We start from the raw sequence: 15,010 nt of genomic DNA, 5'->3' as shown, positions 1-15,010 counted from the left end.
GTCCAGCGGATCGCAGGGATGTCGTCACATGGCCGCGGGCCACTCGAGACCGAAAGGCAGTTCGCGCGGCCCGAAGAGGAAGTGCAGAACCCGCCGGCGACCCGGCCCGGTCGATTTGGAAGAAGCGTGCAATGTCAGCGGCCGCATCGCGAGCACGCTGCCCCGGGTCGCGGGGCAGACCACCTCGCCGCTCGATGCGCGCTCCGCCAGGGCCGACGCGGGATCGAAGATGCCCTTGCGATGCGAGCCGGGGACGAATCGCAGCGGACCGTCGGCGTCGCCGCACGGGTCGACGTGCAGGCGAAGGGCGATCAGCTCTTCGAGGACGGCGCGCGGCGGCTGCACGAACAGCTCGCCTTGCTTCTCGGACCAGCCTTTCAGTTCCGGCGCTTCGACCCGTCTCGCCACCGGGATGCTCAGGTCCTGGTGGATGCCGACCAGCCAGTTGCGTGCCGCGCACTTCTCGAAGTAGGTGCACTGGACAGCGACGTGGCTCGCCGGCATCAGCGGCCGTATGGCGGGATGAGCCTGCAGCCGGCGCGCCAGGCGGGCGCACCAGGCCAGCGACAGCAGGCCACGCGAGCCGCCGACGGAGCCTTCAGGCAACGGCACGGGTTCGATGTTCGAACACTCGCTTGCATCGAGAACGTCCGGCAGGAGCGCGAAGCCGAGCTCGTCGAAGGCGGCCGCAATCACTGCGATCAGGCCCTAGCCGGCTTCCTTCACCAGCCGGGTGAAGGTCTGGATATAACCCGCCTCCGGCTCCTTGGCACAAGCCTCGGCGAGGCCCTTGGCGGCGGACTCGACACGCTTCATGTAGGCGACCGCCTTGTCCTGCGCCAGCCCCACGATCCCGTATGAAACATAGGAGCCGATGGTCATGTTCACCACCGGCATCTGCCGCGTCTCGAGCTCCGGGAAGGTGGTCTTGAAGTAGGCCAGGTCCACGTTGAACTCGCGGCAGGTCTTCTGGGGCAAGGTGGTGAGCGAGTCGCGCACGAACTCGATCGGCACCACGACCTGCCTCACCGGGTTCGCCGGATCCTTGCTCTTGAACGTCAGGCCCTTGGCGACGGCGATCGCGGCCTGGTCCAGTGCCGCTGAACGCGAGCTCGACTGCACGACGATCTCCTTCGGGCTGCCATCGGAAGCCAGCGTCAGCAGGAGCTCGGCCGTTCCCTGGACTCCCTTGGCGACCAGCTCGGGCGGGTAGCCCTCATCGGACGGTCGAAGCGAGACCTCGCGCACCTTGACCGGCATGACCGTGGCGGCCGGTGGCGTGGGGGCTGTGGGCTCCTCGGCCGCCACCAGGGCGGGAGCGAGGCAGAGGGCGGTGAGCAGGGCGGTGATGCGCATGGAGGAGGGCGATTGTCTCCTGGCCCGCAAACGAGAAAAGCGCCCGAGGGCGCCTTGTCGATGGTCCGGGAGTCGAGGCTCTTCGGCCTTCAGAACCCCAGACTCGCCAGCAGGTCGTCCACCTCGCCCTGGTTGGCCACCACGTCGGTGCGGCCCTCGTGGCTCACCACCGGGCCTTGCAGCACCGTGGGGTCGACCTTCTCGCGCTGCTCGGGCGGGACCACCTGCACCAGCAGCTTGACGAGGCTGTCTTCCAGGTCGTTGGCCAGGGTCACGACCTTGGCCACCACCTGGCCGGTCAGGTCGTGGAAGTCCTGGGCCATCATGATGTCGGTCAGGTGGCCGTCGATGCGCGTGGTGCGGGCCTCGACGTCCTTGACGAAGTTCATCACCGCGCCGCTGGCCACGGTGCGCACCGGGTCGGCGACCAGGGCCTGGCCCAGGGCGCGGGTCGCATCGGTGATGTGGGCGTGCTCGGCCTTGGCCTGGTCGACCGAGTTCAGCACCTTGTTGGCGGCGTCGGCGGTCTTGTTGGCGATGTAGGTCAGGCGGCTGCGGGCGTCGGGCAGGCCGTCGGTGGCGACCTGCAGCTTGGGCATCACGCCCAGCTGCTGCATCGTGTCGTGCAGCACGCGGGTGATGTTGCCGAGCTGCTGGAACACCTCGGGCGAGACCATCAAGGGCTCGACCGGCGCGAGCTTGGAAAGATCTTCCATCTTCATGTCGGACTTCCTTGAGGGTCAGGCCGTGGCGGCCAGCTTTTGCATGATCTTCTGGACTTTTTCTTCCAGCGTGGCCTTGGTGAAAGGCTTGACGATGTAGCCCGAGGCGCCGCTTTGGGCCGCCAGCACGATGTCTTCCTTGCGCGCCTCGGCCGTCACCATCAGCACCGGCAGGTGCTTCAGGGAGTCGTCGGCCTTGATGGCCTTGAGCAGCTCGAAGCCGTTCATGTTGGGCATGTTGATGTCGCTGACCACGAAGTCGAACTTGGCGGCCTTGAGCATGCCCAGCGCGACGGCGCCGTCCTCGGCCTCCTCGCAGTTGTTGCAGCCCATTTCCTTGAGCAGCCCGCGCACGATGCGGCGCATGGTCGAGAAGTCGTCGACGACAAGGAATTTGAGGTCACTCTGGTTCATGGGGCGGTCCTTTGGGCTTGACGCGAGGTATGGGGGCGTTATCGGTGGGTGGCGGTGGGACTTGAGGCGCCGTCTTCGGCCGGCTCGGGTTCCATCTCGGTGCGGAAGACGCGGTCTTCGGCATCGCGGTTCATCACGATGATGCTGATGCGGCGGTTGGCCGGGCTGGTGGCATCGGCGCGGTCGAAGGGCTGGCTGGAGGCGAGGCCCTGCACCCGCAGCACGCGGTTCTCGGCCAGTCCGCCGGCCATCAGCTCGCGGCGCGAGGCGTTGGCCCGGTCGGCCGAGAGCTCCCAGTTGCTGTAGCCGCGCTCGCCGCCCTGGAAGGGGTTGGCATCGGTGTGGCCTTCGAGCGTGAGCAGGTTGGGCACCTCGGTGAGGATGGAGCCTATGGCCTGCAGCAGCTCGCGCATGTAGGGCTGCACGACGGCGCTGCCGGAGGCGAACATCGGCCGGTTCTGCTCGTCGACGATCTGGATGCGCAGGCCGTCGCGCGTCATGTCCAGCCGCAGCTGCGAGGACAGTGCGCGCAGGCGCTCGCTGGCCTGGATCTTCTGCTCGATGGTGTTCTTGATCTCGGTCAGCCGGGCCACCTCGGCGCGGCGCTGCTCGGCCTTCAGGGCCGCCAGGTTGATCGCCTTCTTCGGCGCATCGACGTCGCCGCGCTTGATCTGGCCGTTGGATCGGGTGAGGTCCTCGCCGCCGCCCTTGACGACGTGCGAGGCGTCGCCCGAACCGGCACCGCCGGCCAGCGCCACCTTCATGGGCGAGGCGAAGTAGTCCGCGATGCCCTTCTTGTCGCCCTCGGTGGTCGAGCCCAGCAGCCACATCAGCAGGAAGAAGGCCATCATCGCCGTCACGAAGTCGGCATACGCGATCTTCCACGCACCGCCGTGGGCGGCATGGCCGCCCTTTTTGATGCGCTTGACGATGATCGGCTGGAGCTTTTTAGCGTCGCCCGCCATGGCTCACTTCTTTTTCACGTGCGTTTCGAGCTCGCCGAAGGTCGGGCGCTCGGTGGAGTACAGGACCTTGCGGCCGAACTCGATGGCGACCTGCGGCGCGTAGCCCTGCATCGAGGCCAGCAGCGTGGTCTTGATGCACTGCAGCTCCTTGCCGTCCTCGTCGATCTTCTGTTCCATCAGGCCGGCCAGTGGCTCGGCAAAGCCGTAGGCCAGCAGGATGCCGAGGAAGGTGCCGACCAGGGCCGAGCCGATCATTCCGCCCAGCACCGCCGGCGGCTGGCCGACCGAACCCATGGTGTTCACCACGCCCAGCACCGCGGCCACGATGCCGAAGGCGGGCAGGGCGCCGGCCAGGCGGGCGACGGCGGCCGATGCGGCATGCGCCTCGGCATGGTGCGTCTCGACCTCGCTGTCCATCAGCGACTCGATCTCGTGGGCGTTGAGGTTGCCCGAGACCATCATGCGCAGGTAGTCGGTGATGAACTCGACGACATGGTGGTCGTGGCCGACGGTCGGGAACTTCTGGAACAGCGGCGAGTTGTGGGGATCCTCGACGTCCTTCTCGATCGACATCAGGCCCTCCTTGCGGGCCTTCTGCAGGATGTCGTAGAGCAGGGCGAGCAGCTCCATGGCGCGCGCCTTGGAGTACTTCGAGCCCTTGAAGCAAGCGCCCAGGCCCTTGGCCGTGGCCTTGAGCACCTTGGGCTGGTTGTTGGCCACGAAGGCGCCGAGCGCACCGCCGAAGATGGTGATCAGCTCGAACGGCAGGGCATGCAGGACGACGCCGATGTTGCCTCCGTGCGCGATGAACACGCCGAAGATGCAACCGATGGCGACCAGCCAGCCGACGATGACGAACATGGTGGTGAGGAGCGTTTGTCGTTGGAAGGGGGCCGCGTGCGCAGCCCTTGGCCTGAATATCGGCCCGGTCCCCGCCGAGCTTGAGCGCCTGAAGCGCTGAACTGGCCGATGGGATGCCGCTCAAGCGGGCATCAGGGGCCGGATGGCCACCGACAAGAAAAAAGGCGGGCTCACTCGTCAGAGGAGACCGCCTGAAAGCACAGGGGTTGTGCTAGGAGGAGACAAGCATGAACAGAATCAAGCTGACGTTGGGAATCGGCCTATCGGTTCGGGAATCAAGCGCGGCGGCGTCAGCTCGGCCGCGGATTCGGTAAAAGTTCGCAACCGAGCTGGCCGCCGTTCACTCGGCTTCGTTCGTGGCCAGCTGGCGGCTTCCGGCGCTGGGCAGCTGCAGCGCGCCGGCCTGGCGGCCCTTGCCGGCGCGGGCGGGCGGGTTGCACAGGCCGCAGACGAAGTGCTTCGCGATCTCGTGCGGATGGCTGACGTAGTGGCCGCCGCACTTGGTGCACTTGGTCATCGTCAGCATGCCGTTGTCGACGAACTTGACCAGGCGCCAGGCGCGGGTGACCGACAACATGGGTTCCAGGCCCTGGGCCGACGTCTGCTCCATGTAGAGCTGGTAGGCCTTGATGACGGTGTCGATCTCCTCGAGCTCCGAAGTCTTGTTCAGGTACTCGTGGATGTTGAGGAACAGGCTGGCATGGATGTTGGGCTGCCAGGTCATGAACCAGTCGGTCGAGAAGGGCAGCTGGCCCTTGGAAGGCGACTTGCCGGAGACCTCCTTGTACAGCCGCAGGAGGCGCTCGTAGGACAGGTCGGTTTCGGACTCCAGGACCTGCAGGCGGGCGCCCAGCTTGATCAGCGTCACCGCGCGCTCGATCTGCCGGGCTTCAGTCAGGATGCTCTTGGTGCGGGCCATGGTGTCCTCTCCTACGTGATTCGGGTCGTCGTGGTTATCGAGCCGGCGCCGGGCCGCTCCCAAGGCGGCTCGGCGACCCCTCGGGGGTGGGCTTGCGTAGTCGCAAGACCGGAGCCGACAGGTCTAGGCGGCCTCTTGATGGCGGCCGGCCATCAGGATGGACGCATGCAGGCGGCTGACGCTGTCGTTGGCGGCCGACTTGCCGTGGCTGGTGAGCAGGCCCCAGACCAGGTCGTCGTCCATGCGGAAGCGGCACAGCAGCGTGTTGCCGGTGGCAATCTTCATCATCTGGGCCGGGGTCAGGGTGGCGATCAGGTTGGCGGTCTCTTCCGAGACGCCCAGGCGGAACAGGGCCTGCTCGCGGTCGGCGCGGATCAGGCTCTGGGCCAGCATCAGGTACGACAGGTTGGCTTCGCGGATCTCGGCAAGGATCTGGTTCGTGTCCATCGGTCTGTTCCTTCAGTCGGCTGGCTGTTTCAGGTGTTAGAGACTTGTGTCTCGGCTTGGGTTGAACTGTAAGGACCGAAACAAGGCGGAAACATCAGTTCACTTCCGCGGCTTGAGTCCGGCTTCTTCCGTCGGGCCTGTCAGGCAAATTCCTACAGACGCTCTGTCTCACATGCCGTGGCGTGAAGCGTGTCACGGCTGGCGGCCTCGCAGGCAAAGCCGGGGACAGTGAAGGGGACATCGCGACGGGTCGCCAGCCGCTGGAGATGTATCTGCATTAGGCGGGCAATACCGGCCTTCATCCCCGCAACGACGGCACCGGGCCGCAGGGATCATGGGCTCATGAACCAAGCTGCCCCGACTGTGACCGCGCCCCCGGCGCTGGTGGTGATTGCCGGTGGTGCCGGCGACGCCGGCTGGCCCGCCGCGGCCGCCTCGCCGGACGTGAAGTTGCTCAAGGCCTTGCCGCCTGCCCAGCGCGTGCTGGAGGTCGGCCCGGGCAGCCCCGCGCTGGCCCGTGCCTACAAACAGCGCCAGCCCGGCGCCGAATGGGCCGTCGCCACGCTGTCGGGCCCCCCGAAACCGACCAGCCGCGAGGCCGTGGACCGGTGGTGTCCGCTGGCTGGCCTGGCCGACCTGCCGGCCGGCGGCCATGACCTGCTGGTCGTCAACGAGATCCTGCCCTGGCTGCCCGACCCGCTGGCCACGCTGCGTGCGCTGGCCCGGCTGGCCGCCCCCGGCGCCCGCCTGATGCTGAGCGTGGAGAACCACGCCAGCCTGGCGACCCTGGAGCGCCTGCTGGACGCCGACCTGAGCGCCGAGCTGCGCCAGTCCCCGGCCGACGGCCAGCCGCGCCTGATGTCGCCGGCCATCGTCTACAAGCTGTTGATGGACGCCGGCTGGATGCCCACCCTGGCCGACGGCCACGCGGAGCCGGTGGCGGCCGGCAGCACCCGCGACGCACTGAAGACCTTGGCCCGGTCATCGGGACTGGCCGGCGGATGCCCCGAGCGCGTGCACCTGCTGGACCGCCTGGTGATCGAGGCCCGCCAGACCTTTGCCGACGCCCCGCGCCAGCCCGGCCCCGCCCGCTTCACCGTGCTCGTGCCGACGACCAACGAGCGCCAGCTGCGCGTCAACGTCGAGCAATCGCCGGGGCTGAAGGAGGTCGGCGCGCGCATCGTCTCCTACCGCGGCGCGAAAAGTCCTGCCCAGGCCTTCGAGCAGGGGCTGGCGCACGTGGATGCCGACTGGGTGCTGCTGTGCCACCAGGACGTGTACTTTCCCGCCGGCTTCGGCGAGCAGCTCAACGCCATCCTGGCGGGCATCCCGGCGGAGGATCGGCCGCGCACGCTGCTGGGCTTCATCGGCCTGGGCGCGCAGCCGCAAGGCCAGGGCGCAGCCGCCTGCGGCTTCGTCATCGACCGCCTGAACCGCGCCGACCATCCCGGCTCCGACCAGGCCATCTCGATCGACGAGGTGGCGCTGGTGATGTCGCGCGACACCGTCCACCGCATCGACCCGGCGCAGGGCTGGCACCTGTGGGCCACCGACCTGTGCCTGCAGTCGATCTGCCAGCACCAGACCTTCCCGCGGCTGGTCCGCGCGCCGCTGTTCCACAACTCGCGCACCGGCTGGACGCTGCCCGCCGGTTTCGCCGACGGCGCGCACCGGCTGGCCGCCAAGTGGGGCGAAGGCTTCGGCCCCATCCCGACCCTGTGCGGCGTCATCGACTCGGCCTTCCTCGCCAAGCATCCCAGGACCACCCCATGACAAGAATCACCACGCTCATCCCGGCTTACAAGCCCGACTACCTGGGCGAGATGTTCCTGGGCCTGAAGCGCCAGAGCGTCAAGGACTTCCGCGTCATCCTGTCCGACGACAGCGAGGGCGGGGCGATCACCGACATGATCCGCGACGGCCGCTTCGGCCCGCTGCAGCAGGAGCTGAACCTCACCGTGGTGCCGGGCCCGCGCAATGCGCGTCGCAACCACCAGCACCTGATCGACCTGTACCAGGCGGGCGCCGAGCGCAGCCCCTTCGTGCACTTCATGCTGGACGACGACGTCGTCTTCCCCGACTTCTACAAGACGCACCTCGAAGCCCATGCCGGCGGCAAGTACGCCGTCTCGGTCAGCGCGCGCTGGCTGAGCCAGGGCGACAGCCGGCCGGCCTGGTCGCTGCCGCTGCCGAAGTTCGTCACCACGAGCCCGATGCGCGCGGTGCCGGTCAATGCCAAGCAGCTGTTCACCAGCGTGGTGGCGCCGTGCGAAAACTGGCTGGGCGAGCTGACCAACATGGTGTGGAGCGCCTCGGGCATCCGCCACTATCCCAAGCCGCCGGCCTCGGGGCTTTCCTACTACGGCTTGCTCGACATCTCGGCCGTGCTCGAAGCCGGCAAGCACCAGCCGCTGGTCTTCGTGCGCGATCACCTGAGCGTGTTCCGCCAGCATGCCGAGCAGACCACCCGCGGCGTGAAATCGCACGGCCATCGCGTGACCATGCTGGTGTGGGCCGCCTGCGCCCTGCACGCCTGGAAGGAAAAGCGCCTCACCGACCAGGAGGCCGCGCAGGCCATCGGCATCACCGTGCAGCGCTGCCTGAAGCTCTACGGCGAGGCCGACGAGGTGATGAACCAGTTCTACACCATCGTGCAGCACCAGGGCACCTCGCTCGCGCGCCTGCACGAGGCCTTCACCGCCTGGTGGCTGCCGCTGCTGGCGAGCCACCACAGCACGGCGCCAGCGACGTATGCCGCTGCGCGTGTGGAAGAAGCCGTCGCCACCTGATATCGAAGCCGCCATGGACAAGCCGATCTACGTCACCCAACCGGATTTGCCCCCGCTGGAGCAGTTCCTGCCCTACCTGGAGCAGATCTGGCAGAACAAGGTGCTGACCAACGGCGGCCCCTTCCACAAGCGCTTCGAGGCCGAGCTGGCCGAGTTCCTGGGCGTGCCGCACATCAGCCTGTTCACCAACGCGACCATCGCGCTGGTGACGGCGCTGCAGGCACTTCGCATCACCGGCGAGGTCATCACCACGCCCTACAGCTTCGTGGCGACCGCGCACTCGCTGCTGTGGAACGGCATCAAGCCGGTCTTCGTCGACATTGATCCGGACACCCTCAACCTCGACCCGGCGAAGGTCGAGGCCGCCATCACCCCGGAGACCACGGCCATCCTGCCGGTGCATTGCTACGGGCGGCCCTGCGAGGTCGAAGCCATCCAGCGCATCGCCGACGACTACAACCTCAAGGTCATCTACGACGCGGCGCACGCCTTCGGCATCCGGCGCGCCGGCACGAGCGTGCTCACGCATGGCGACCTGTCGGTGCTGAGCTTCCATGCGACCAAGGTTTTCAACACCTTCGAGGGCGGCGCCATCGTCAGCCCGGATGCCAAGACCAAGCAGCGCATAGACCACCTGAAGAACTTCGGCTTCGTCAACGAGACGACGGTCGTGGCCACCGGCATCAACGGCAAGATGAGCGAGTTCAACGCCGCGCTCGGCCTGCTGCAGCTGCAGCACGTGGGTCGGGCGATCGAGCGGCGTGGCGAGATCGCCGCGCGCTACCGCGAACTGCTCGACGGCCTGCCGGGCGTGCGCCTGATGGACCCGCCGGCCGACGCGAGCGCCAACCACTCCTACTTCCCGCTGCTCGTCGGCGCCAGCTTCCCCATGGGCCGCGACGAGCTCTACCAGAAGCTCAAGGACCAGGGCATCCACGCCCGTCGCTACTTCCATCCGCTGATCTCCGATTTCCCGATGTACCGCGGCCTGCCGTCGGCCGACCCGGCGAAGCTGCCGGTGGCTCGCGCGGCCTCGGCGCAGGTGCTGTGCCTGCCGATCTACCCGGCCCTGACCGACGAGGATGTGCAGCGAGTGGCCGGCATCGTGCGGGAGGCTGCGCTCGCGCCGGTGGCGGCGCCGGCGCCTGTCACGTCCGCATCGCCGAACCTCCTGGCACTCGCCGCATGAGCCGACTCCCAGGCTGTCTTCACTCGCGAGGCTTCGCCGCTGGGCGTGAGGCCCTGCCGGCGGGCGGTCTGCCCTGACATGCACACCGTCGCGATCTTCGGCTGCCCGCGCAGTGGCACCAGCTGGCTGGGCCAGTTGTTCAATGCGCACGAGGCGGTGCTCTACCGCTACCAGCCGCTGTTCGCCTACGAATTCAAGGACTGGTTCGGGCGCCGCGGGCTGACCGAACGCACGCTGGGCGACTTCCACTCCGCGCTGATCGATGCGCGCAGCGACTTCGTGCTGACCGAGCTGCGCCCGCCCAAGATCGCCGCCCCCACCCACCTCGTGTGGAAGGAAGTGCGCTTCCACAAGCTGATGGCGCCGCTGATGGACCTGCACGGCCTGGACCGGCTGCTGTACCTGTACCGCCGGCCGGAAGACGTGCTCAACAGCTGGTACCAGGCACCCAAGGAGTTTCGCGCCGGCCAGGACATCTTCGTCGAGTACCTGCATGCGCCGTCGAAGAACATCGACGCCAGCGAGTTCAACGGCTTCGCGAAGTGGAAGGAGTCGCTGCAGCTCGCCCTTGCGCTGCACCAGCGCTATCCCGATCGCGTGCGGCTCATCAGCTACGAACGCCTTTGCGACGAGCCGCTCGCGCAACTCGAACGCCTGTTCGCCACGACCGACCTGGCCATGACGCCGCAGGTGCGCGACTTCGTCAAGCAATCGACCTCGCGGCAGGACGAGGATGCCTACAGCGTCTTCAAGTCCGAGCGCACGCCCATGCGCCTGCCGGCGGCGATCGCCGACGAGGTGGCGCACGACCCCGAGGCGCTGGCCCTGCTCGCGAAGGCGGATTCGCTGGCGGTGTGAACCTCCACCGCTGTCCACGGGCAGCGGGCGCTGGGCTTCGACTGGCTCAGCCCGAACGGCCAAGTGGGCGACCCCACCCCCGTTCACCCTGAGCCTGTCGAAGGGCCCTGTTGCGCGAGGCTTCGACAAGCTCAGCCCGAGAACGGGGAAAGGGTGGCGGATGCTCGGTCCGAACCACTCCACCCCGTTCACCCTGAGCCTGTCGAAGGGCCCTGTTGCGCGAGGCTTCGACAAGGTCAGCCCGAACGGGGAAAGGGTGGCGGATGCTCGGTCCGAACCACTCCACCCCGTTCGCCCTGAGCCTGTCGAAGGGCCCCGTTGCGCGAGGCTTCGACAAGCTCAGCCCGAACGGAGAAAGGGTGGCGGATGCTCGGTCCGAACCACTCCACCCCGTTCGCCCTGAGCCTGTCGAAGGGCCTCATCACACGAGGCTTCGACTGGCTCAGCCCGAACGGGGAGGTGGAGTCGAGGGCCCCAGCGCGTGAGGCTTCGGCAAGCTCAGAGCAGTTGCCGGCCGCCGCCTGACCCGCGCGTGTTCAGTCCGGCTTGACGTTGCCCGCCTTCACCACCTCGGCCCAGCGCGGGATCTCGCGCCTGATCAGCTCACCGAAGGCCTGGGGTGTGGAGGGCATGGGCGTCGCGCCTTCCGTGGCCAGCTGCTGAGCGACCTCTGGCAGCGCGAGCGCCTTGTTCACCTCGGCGTTGACCTTCGCGACCCAAGCGGCGGGCGTGCCGGCCGGGGCGACGAGGCCATACCACTGGTCGGCTTCGAAGCCGGGGTAGCCGCTCTCGGAGACCGTAGGCACATCGGGCAGGGCGGCCAGCCTCTGGGGACTCGACACCGCCAGTGCCCGCAGGCGGCCGCTCTTCACGTGCGGGATCACGGCCGGCGCACCGGTGAAGGTGCAATCCACCTGGCCGGCGATCACGTCGGTCACCGAGGGTGCCGTGCCACGGTACGGGATGTGCAGCATGAAGAGCTTCGCCCGCAGCTTGAGCGATTCGAAGGTGATGTGCGCTGCGCTGCCGTTGCCGCCGGATGAATAGGTGAGCTGCCCCGGCCGGGCCTGCGCGGCCGCCACCAGGTCCTTCAGCGTGCGGAGGGGCGACGAGGCGTTGACCACCAGCACGTTCGGCACCCGGGCCACGTAGGCCACCGGCACGAAGCTCTTCAGCGGGTCGTAGGCCAGCCGCGGATACATCGAGGGGTTGACCGCCAACGTGCCGATGTGCCCCATCAGCAGCGTGCTGCCGTCGGGCTCTGCCTTGGCCGCCTCGGCCGCGCCCAGCGAGCCGCCCGCGCCGGGCTTGTTGTCGATCACCACGCTCGTCCCCAGCGTCTGCGCCAGCCTGGGCGCGAGGGCGCGGGCCAGGATGTCGGTGCTGCCGCCCGGAGTGAACGGCACGATGAGGCGGATGTTCTTGCCGGCCTGCGCGCGGGCCAGCCATGGCGCCGCGAGAAGGGTGGCGATCAGGGTGCGGCGATGGAGCAGTGGGCAGTGCGGCATGGCGATCGGCGGGTGGAAGCAGGCCAGCCTAGCACCGCTGAACAGCCGTCAGATAACCGGCGGTGATCGCGCCCGCGCACAGGTGATCGCCGCCGCAAATCGACAGAAATGATCTGCAACGATCCTTCCCGCTCATCAAACCGGAGAAGGAGAGTTCCCATGATCACGCGTTGGATGGCCGCCTTGCTGCTGGCCGCCATGGCCCTGGTCGCCGGCTGCGGCGGCAGCAGCTCGGACAGCAGCGACACCACGACGGCCCCCACCATCACCACCCAGCCCTCGTCGCAATCCGTGAGCGAGGGGGCGACGGCGAGCTTCTCGGTGGTGGCCACCGGCTCGGGCACCTTGTCCTACCAATGGCGCAAGGACAGCAACGCGATCAGCGGTGCCACCTCCTCGAGCTACAGCATCGCCTCGGCCGCTTCGAGTGACGCGGGCAGCTATGACGTCGTCGTCAGCAACAGCGCCGGCAGCGTGACCAGCTCCGCCGCAACGCTGACGGTCAGCTCCTCCAGCGCGCCCACCATCACCACGCAGCCGACCTCGCAATCGGTGGCCGTGGGCGGGAGTGCAAGCTTCACCGTCGCGGCCACCGGATCCGGCACGCTGAGCTACCAGTGGCGCAAGGGCGGCACGGCGATCAGCGGCGCGACCTCCACCACCTTCACCATCGACTCGGTCGCCAGCTCGGATGCCGGCAGCTACGACGTCGTGGTGTCGAACTCCTACGGCTCGACCGACAGCTCCACCGCCACGCTGACGGTGACGACCACCACCAGCGGCACGCTGAGCGCCGAGGTCACCAGCGCCGCCGAGTCGTTCCTGAGCACGCTGAGCTCTTCGCAGAAGTCGACGGTGCAGCTGTCGTGGAGCCTGGACACCGCGCGCCACTGGTCCAACCTGCCCGCGCAACTGGTCTCGCGCAACGGCATCACCTGGGGCAGCCTGAGCACCGCCCAGAAGACGGCGGCGCGCACGCTCATCGGCACCGCGCTGAGCTCCACCGGCCAGACGCTGTGGGAGGGGATGCAGGCCGCCGACAACTACCTCGCCGACAACGGCGGCGGCAGCAGCTATGGTGAAGGCAACTACTACATCGCCTTCCTCGGCACCCCTTCGGCCAGCAGCTTCTGGATGCTCCAGCTGACCGGCCACCACCTGACCTACAACATCGCCTTCAACGGAGGCTACAAGTCGCCCACGCCGCTGTTCCTGGGCATAGAGCCCAAGGGCGAGTTCACGCAGGACGGCAGCACCTACGACCCGATGCAGGCCCAGCGCGAGGCCATGTCCGAACTGGGTTCGGCGCTCACCTCCTACTCCGGCGCCAAGCTCAGCGGCACCTACAGCGACCTGCTGTTCGGCGCCAACGGCTCCGGCAACATCGACGGCACCTGCCCGCGCAGCTACTCCAGCGTCACCGAGCACGGCCTGCTCTACAGCAGCCTGTCGTCGGCCGACCAGGCGCTGGCACAGGCGGTGATCAAGGCCTACGTCGCGACCCAGGCCACCGAGTACTCGGAAGACCTGCTGCACACCTACCTCAGCAGCACGGCGCTGGCCTCGACCTACGTGGCCTATTCCGGATCGGGCACGGTGAGCACCAAGGGCAACTACTTCCGCATCGAAGGCCCGCGCGTGTGGATCGAGTTCTCGGTGCAGAGCGGCGTGATCTTCAACACCGACATCCACTACCACACGATCTGGCGTGACAAGACGGGGGACTACGGTGGCGCCTGCACGAGCTGATGCGTGGCTGAGGCGGCTGGCCCTCGCTCTGGCCGCCTGGTGCTGCGCCTGGTGGGTCCCGCTCGCCGCGGCCCACCCGATGCCTGAAAGCCGGGTGTGGATGGACACGACACCGGGCGGTCTGAGGCTCACGCTGCAACTGCCGCTGAACCGGCTGGAATACGGCTTCGGCCAGCCCCTGGCGGACGAACCGGACCAGGTGATGGCCCGGCACGCCGATGCGCTCGCGAGCTACCTGCTGATGCACGTGGGCGCGCGCAGCGGCAACATCGGTTGGCAGGCGACGCGGCCGCAGCTTCAGGTCGTCGGCCATGATGCCTCCGCCGAGCTGAACGCAGTCATGGAATTGCGCGCACCGCCCGCCGCCGACACGCGCACTCCGACCTTGCTGTTCGACGCCGTCATCCACGAGGTGCGCACGCACAAGGTGCAGGTGTTCCTGCGCAACGACTGGGCCGCAGGCTTCGCCGGCCAGCCGCCGTTGCTGCTCGGCGAGCTGAGCCACGGCAAGTCGACGCTGCCGATCTCGCTCGGGCGGCCGCACACCGGGTCCAGCCTGTGGGAGCTGTTCAAGGCCGGCGCGCTGCACATCGCCGAAGGCACCGACCACCAGCTGTTCCTGCTGCTGCTCGTGATCGTGGCGCCGGTCTGCGTGAGCGGCGGGCGCTGGGGCGCCGTGCGGCCGGCGGGCACGGCGCTGCGGCAGCTTGCGCTCGTGGCCACATCCTTCACCATCGGCCACTCGATCACCCTGTCCGTGGGCAGCACGGGCGTGCTGGTGCTGCCTTCTCAGCCGGTGGAGGTGGCCGTGGCCGCCACCATCTTCGTGGCCGCGCTGCACGCCTTGCGACCGCTGTTTGCCAACGGCGAGGTGGCCATGGCGCTGGGCTTCGGCCTCGTCCATGGGTTCGCGTTTTCGGCCAGCCTGTCGGGCGCGGGCCTGACGGCGTGTCAGCACGGCCTGGCACTGCTGGCCTTCAACCTCGGCGTAGAGGCCATGCAGCTGTCGCTGCTCGCCATCGTGATGCCGATTCTGCTGTGGCTGAGCCGGCAGGGGCCGTCGCTCTATGGAAAGGTGCGCCAGTGCATTTCGGCGGCGGGCGGCGCGATGGCCGTCGTGTGGGTGGTGCAGCGAATCGGCGCGGCCTGAGGTGGCGGCGCGGCAGCGTGTACTTCTGTTGCCAGGATCAATTCATTCGAAATCCGCACCGCGCTGCCTCGTCATGAGCCTGT

The 15,010-nt window shown here is 68.0% G+C and carries 14 protein-coding genes and 1 pseudogene; 6 read left to right on the top strand and 9 right to left on the bottom strand.

The genetic code is table 11. The features are described from left to right. Window positions 1-24 precede the first annotated feature (24 nt). From ACS5PM_RS25165 to flhD, 8 genes are all read right to left on the bottom strand, one after another. Window positions 25-696 carry a phytanoyl-CoA dioxygenase family protein gene (locus tag ACS5PM_RS25165; protein ID WP_439390532.1) on the bottom strand — a complete coding sequence of 224 codons (672 nt, stop codon included), beginning with the start codon at window positions 694-696 and terminating at the stop codon, window positions 25-27. A 12-nt stretch (window positions 697-708) separates the two neighbouring features. Beyond that, window positions 709-1,356 (bottom strand): energy transducer TonB, encoded by a 648-nt coding sequence (locus ACS5PM_RS25160; RefSeq protein ID WP_439390531.1) that lies wholly within the window; start codon window positions 1,354-1,356, stop codon window positions 709-711. 89 nt (window positions 1,357-1,445) lie between these two features. Further along, entirely contained in the window at window positions 1,446-2,078 is a 633-nt protein-coding gene (locus ACS5PM_RS25155; RefSeq protein ID WP_439390530.1) for a protein phosphatase CheZ, read from the bottom strand. Window positions 2,079-2,096: 18 nt separating this feature from the next. Beyond that, window positions 2,097-2,492 (bottom strand): chemotaxis response regulator CheY, encoded by a 396-nt coding sequence (gene cheY, locus ACS5PM_RS25150; protein ID WP_439390529.1) that lies wholly within the window; start codon window positions 2,490-2,492, stop codon window positions 2,097-2,099. Between the two features lie 38 nt (window positions 2,493-2,530). Further along, window positions 2,531-3,457, bottom strand: a complete 927-nt coding sequence (motB, locus tag ACS5PM_RS25145; RefSeq protein WP_439390528.1) for a flagellar motor protein MotB — start codon at window positions 3,455-3,457, stop codon at window positions 2,531-2,533. 3 nt (window positions 3,458-3,460) lie between these two features. After that, on the bottom strand, window positions 3,461-4,318 hold the full coding sequence (gene motA / locus ACS5PM_RS25140) for a flagellar motor stator protein MotA (protein ID WP_439390527.1): 858 nt from the start codon (window positions 4,316-4,318) through the stop codon (window positions 3,461-3,463). 340 nt (window positions 4,319-4,658) lie between these two features. Further along, entirely contained in the window at window positions 4,659-5,237 is a 579-nt protein-coding gene (gene flhC / locus ACS5PM_RS25135; RefSeq protein WP_439390526.1) for a flagellar transcriptional regulator FlhC, read from the bottom strand. Between the two features lie 123 nt (window positions 5,238-5,360). Further along, complete coding sequence (flhD, locus tag ACS5PM_RS25130) at window positions 5,361-5,684, bottom strand: flagellar transcriptional regulator FlhD (RefSeq protein WP_324156001.1); 324 nt, start codon at window positions 5,682-5,684, stop codon at window positions 5,361-5,363. A 342-nt stretch (window positions 5,685-6,026) separates the two neighbouring features. Here flhD and ACS5PM_RS25125 point away from each other — a divergent pair, with 342 nt between their 5' ends. From ACS5PM_RS25125 to ACS5PM_RS25110, 4 genes and pseudogenes are all read left to right on the top strand, one after another. Further along, a complete protein-coding gene (locus ACS5PM_RS25125; RefSeq protein ID WP_439390524.1) occupies window positions 6,027-7,457 on the top strand; it encodes a class I SAM-dependent methyltransferase in 1,431 nt (476 codons plus the stop codon). Continuing rightward, window positions 7,454-8,473: a hypothetical protein gene (locus ACS5PM_RS25120; protein WP_439390523.1), complete on the top strand. Its 1,020-nt coding sequence runs from the start codon at window positions 7,454-7,456 to the stop codon at window positions 8,471-8,473. Before ACS5PM_RS25125 ends, ACS5PM_RS25120 begins: the two co-directional genes overlap by 4 nt. A gap of 13 nt (window positions 8,474-8,486) precedes the next feature. Further along, a pseudogene (locus ACS5PM_RS25115) lies at window positions 8,487-9,590 on the top strand (DegT/DnrJ/EryC1/StrS family aminotransferase); the annotation flags it as partial. 150 nt (window positions 9,591-9,740) lie between these two features. Continuing rightward, window positions 9,741-10,520 (top strand): sulfotransferase, encoded by a 780-nt coding sequence (locus ACS5PM_RS25110; protein WP_439390522.1) that lies wholly within the window; start codon window positions 9,741-9,743, stop codon window positions 10,518-10,520. Between the two features lie 536 nt (window positions 10,521-11,056). On the opposite strand, the gene ACS5PM_RS25105 is transcribed toward ACS5PM_RS25110, so the two are convergent. After that, window positions 11,057-12,028 carry a Bug family tripartite tricarboxylate transporter substrate binding protein gene (locus ACS5PM_RS25105; protein WP_439390521.1) on the bottom strand — a complete coding sequence of 324 codons (972 nt, stop codon included), beginning with the start codon at window positions 12,026-12,028 and terminating at the stop codon, window positions 11,057-11,059. 159 nt (window positions 12,029-12,187) lie between these two features. Between ACS5PM_RS25105 and ACS5PM_RS25100 the strand changes: the two genes are divergently transcribed. Both ACS5PM_RS25100 and ACS5PM_RS25095 read left to right on the top strand, forming a co-directional pair. Beyond that, complete coding sequence (locus ACS5PM_RS25100) at window positions 12,188-13,777, top strand: DUF3500 domain-containing protein (protein ID WP_439390520.1); 1,590 nt, start codon at window positions 12,188-12,190, stop codon at window positions 13,775-13,777. Between the two features lie 100 nt (window positions 13,778-13,877). Continuing rightward, window positions 13,878-14,927, top strand: coding sequence for a HupE/UreJ family protein (locus ACS5PM_RS25095; RefSeq protein WP_439390519.1), 1,050 nt, complete (start codon window positions 13,878-13,880; stop codon window positions 14,925-14,927). Window positions 14,928-15,010 lie beyond the last annotated feature (83 nt).

It is taken from the genome of Ideonella flava (assembly GCF_051857595.1).
Classification (GTDB): domain Bacteria; phylum Pseudomonadota; class Gammaproteobacteria; order Burkholderiales; family Burkholderiaceae_C; genus Ideonella.
Note: the sequence above shows the minus strand (reverse complement) of the source record. Positions and strands in the feature narration are given on the sequence as shown.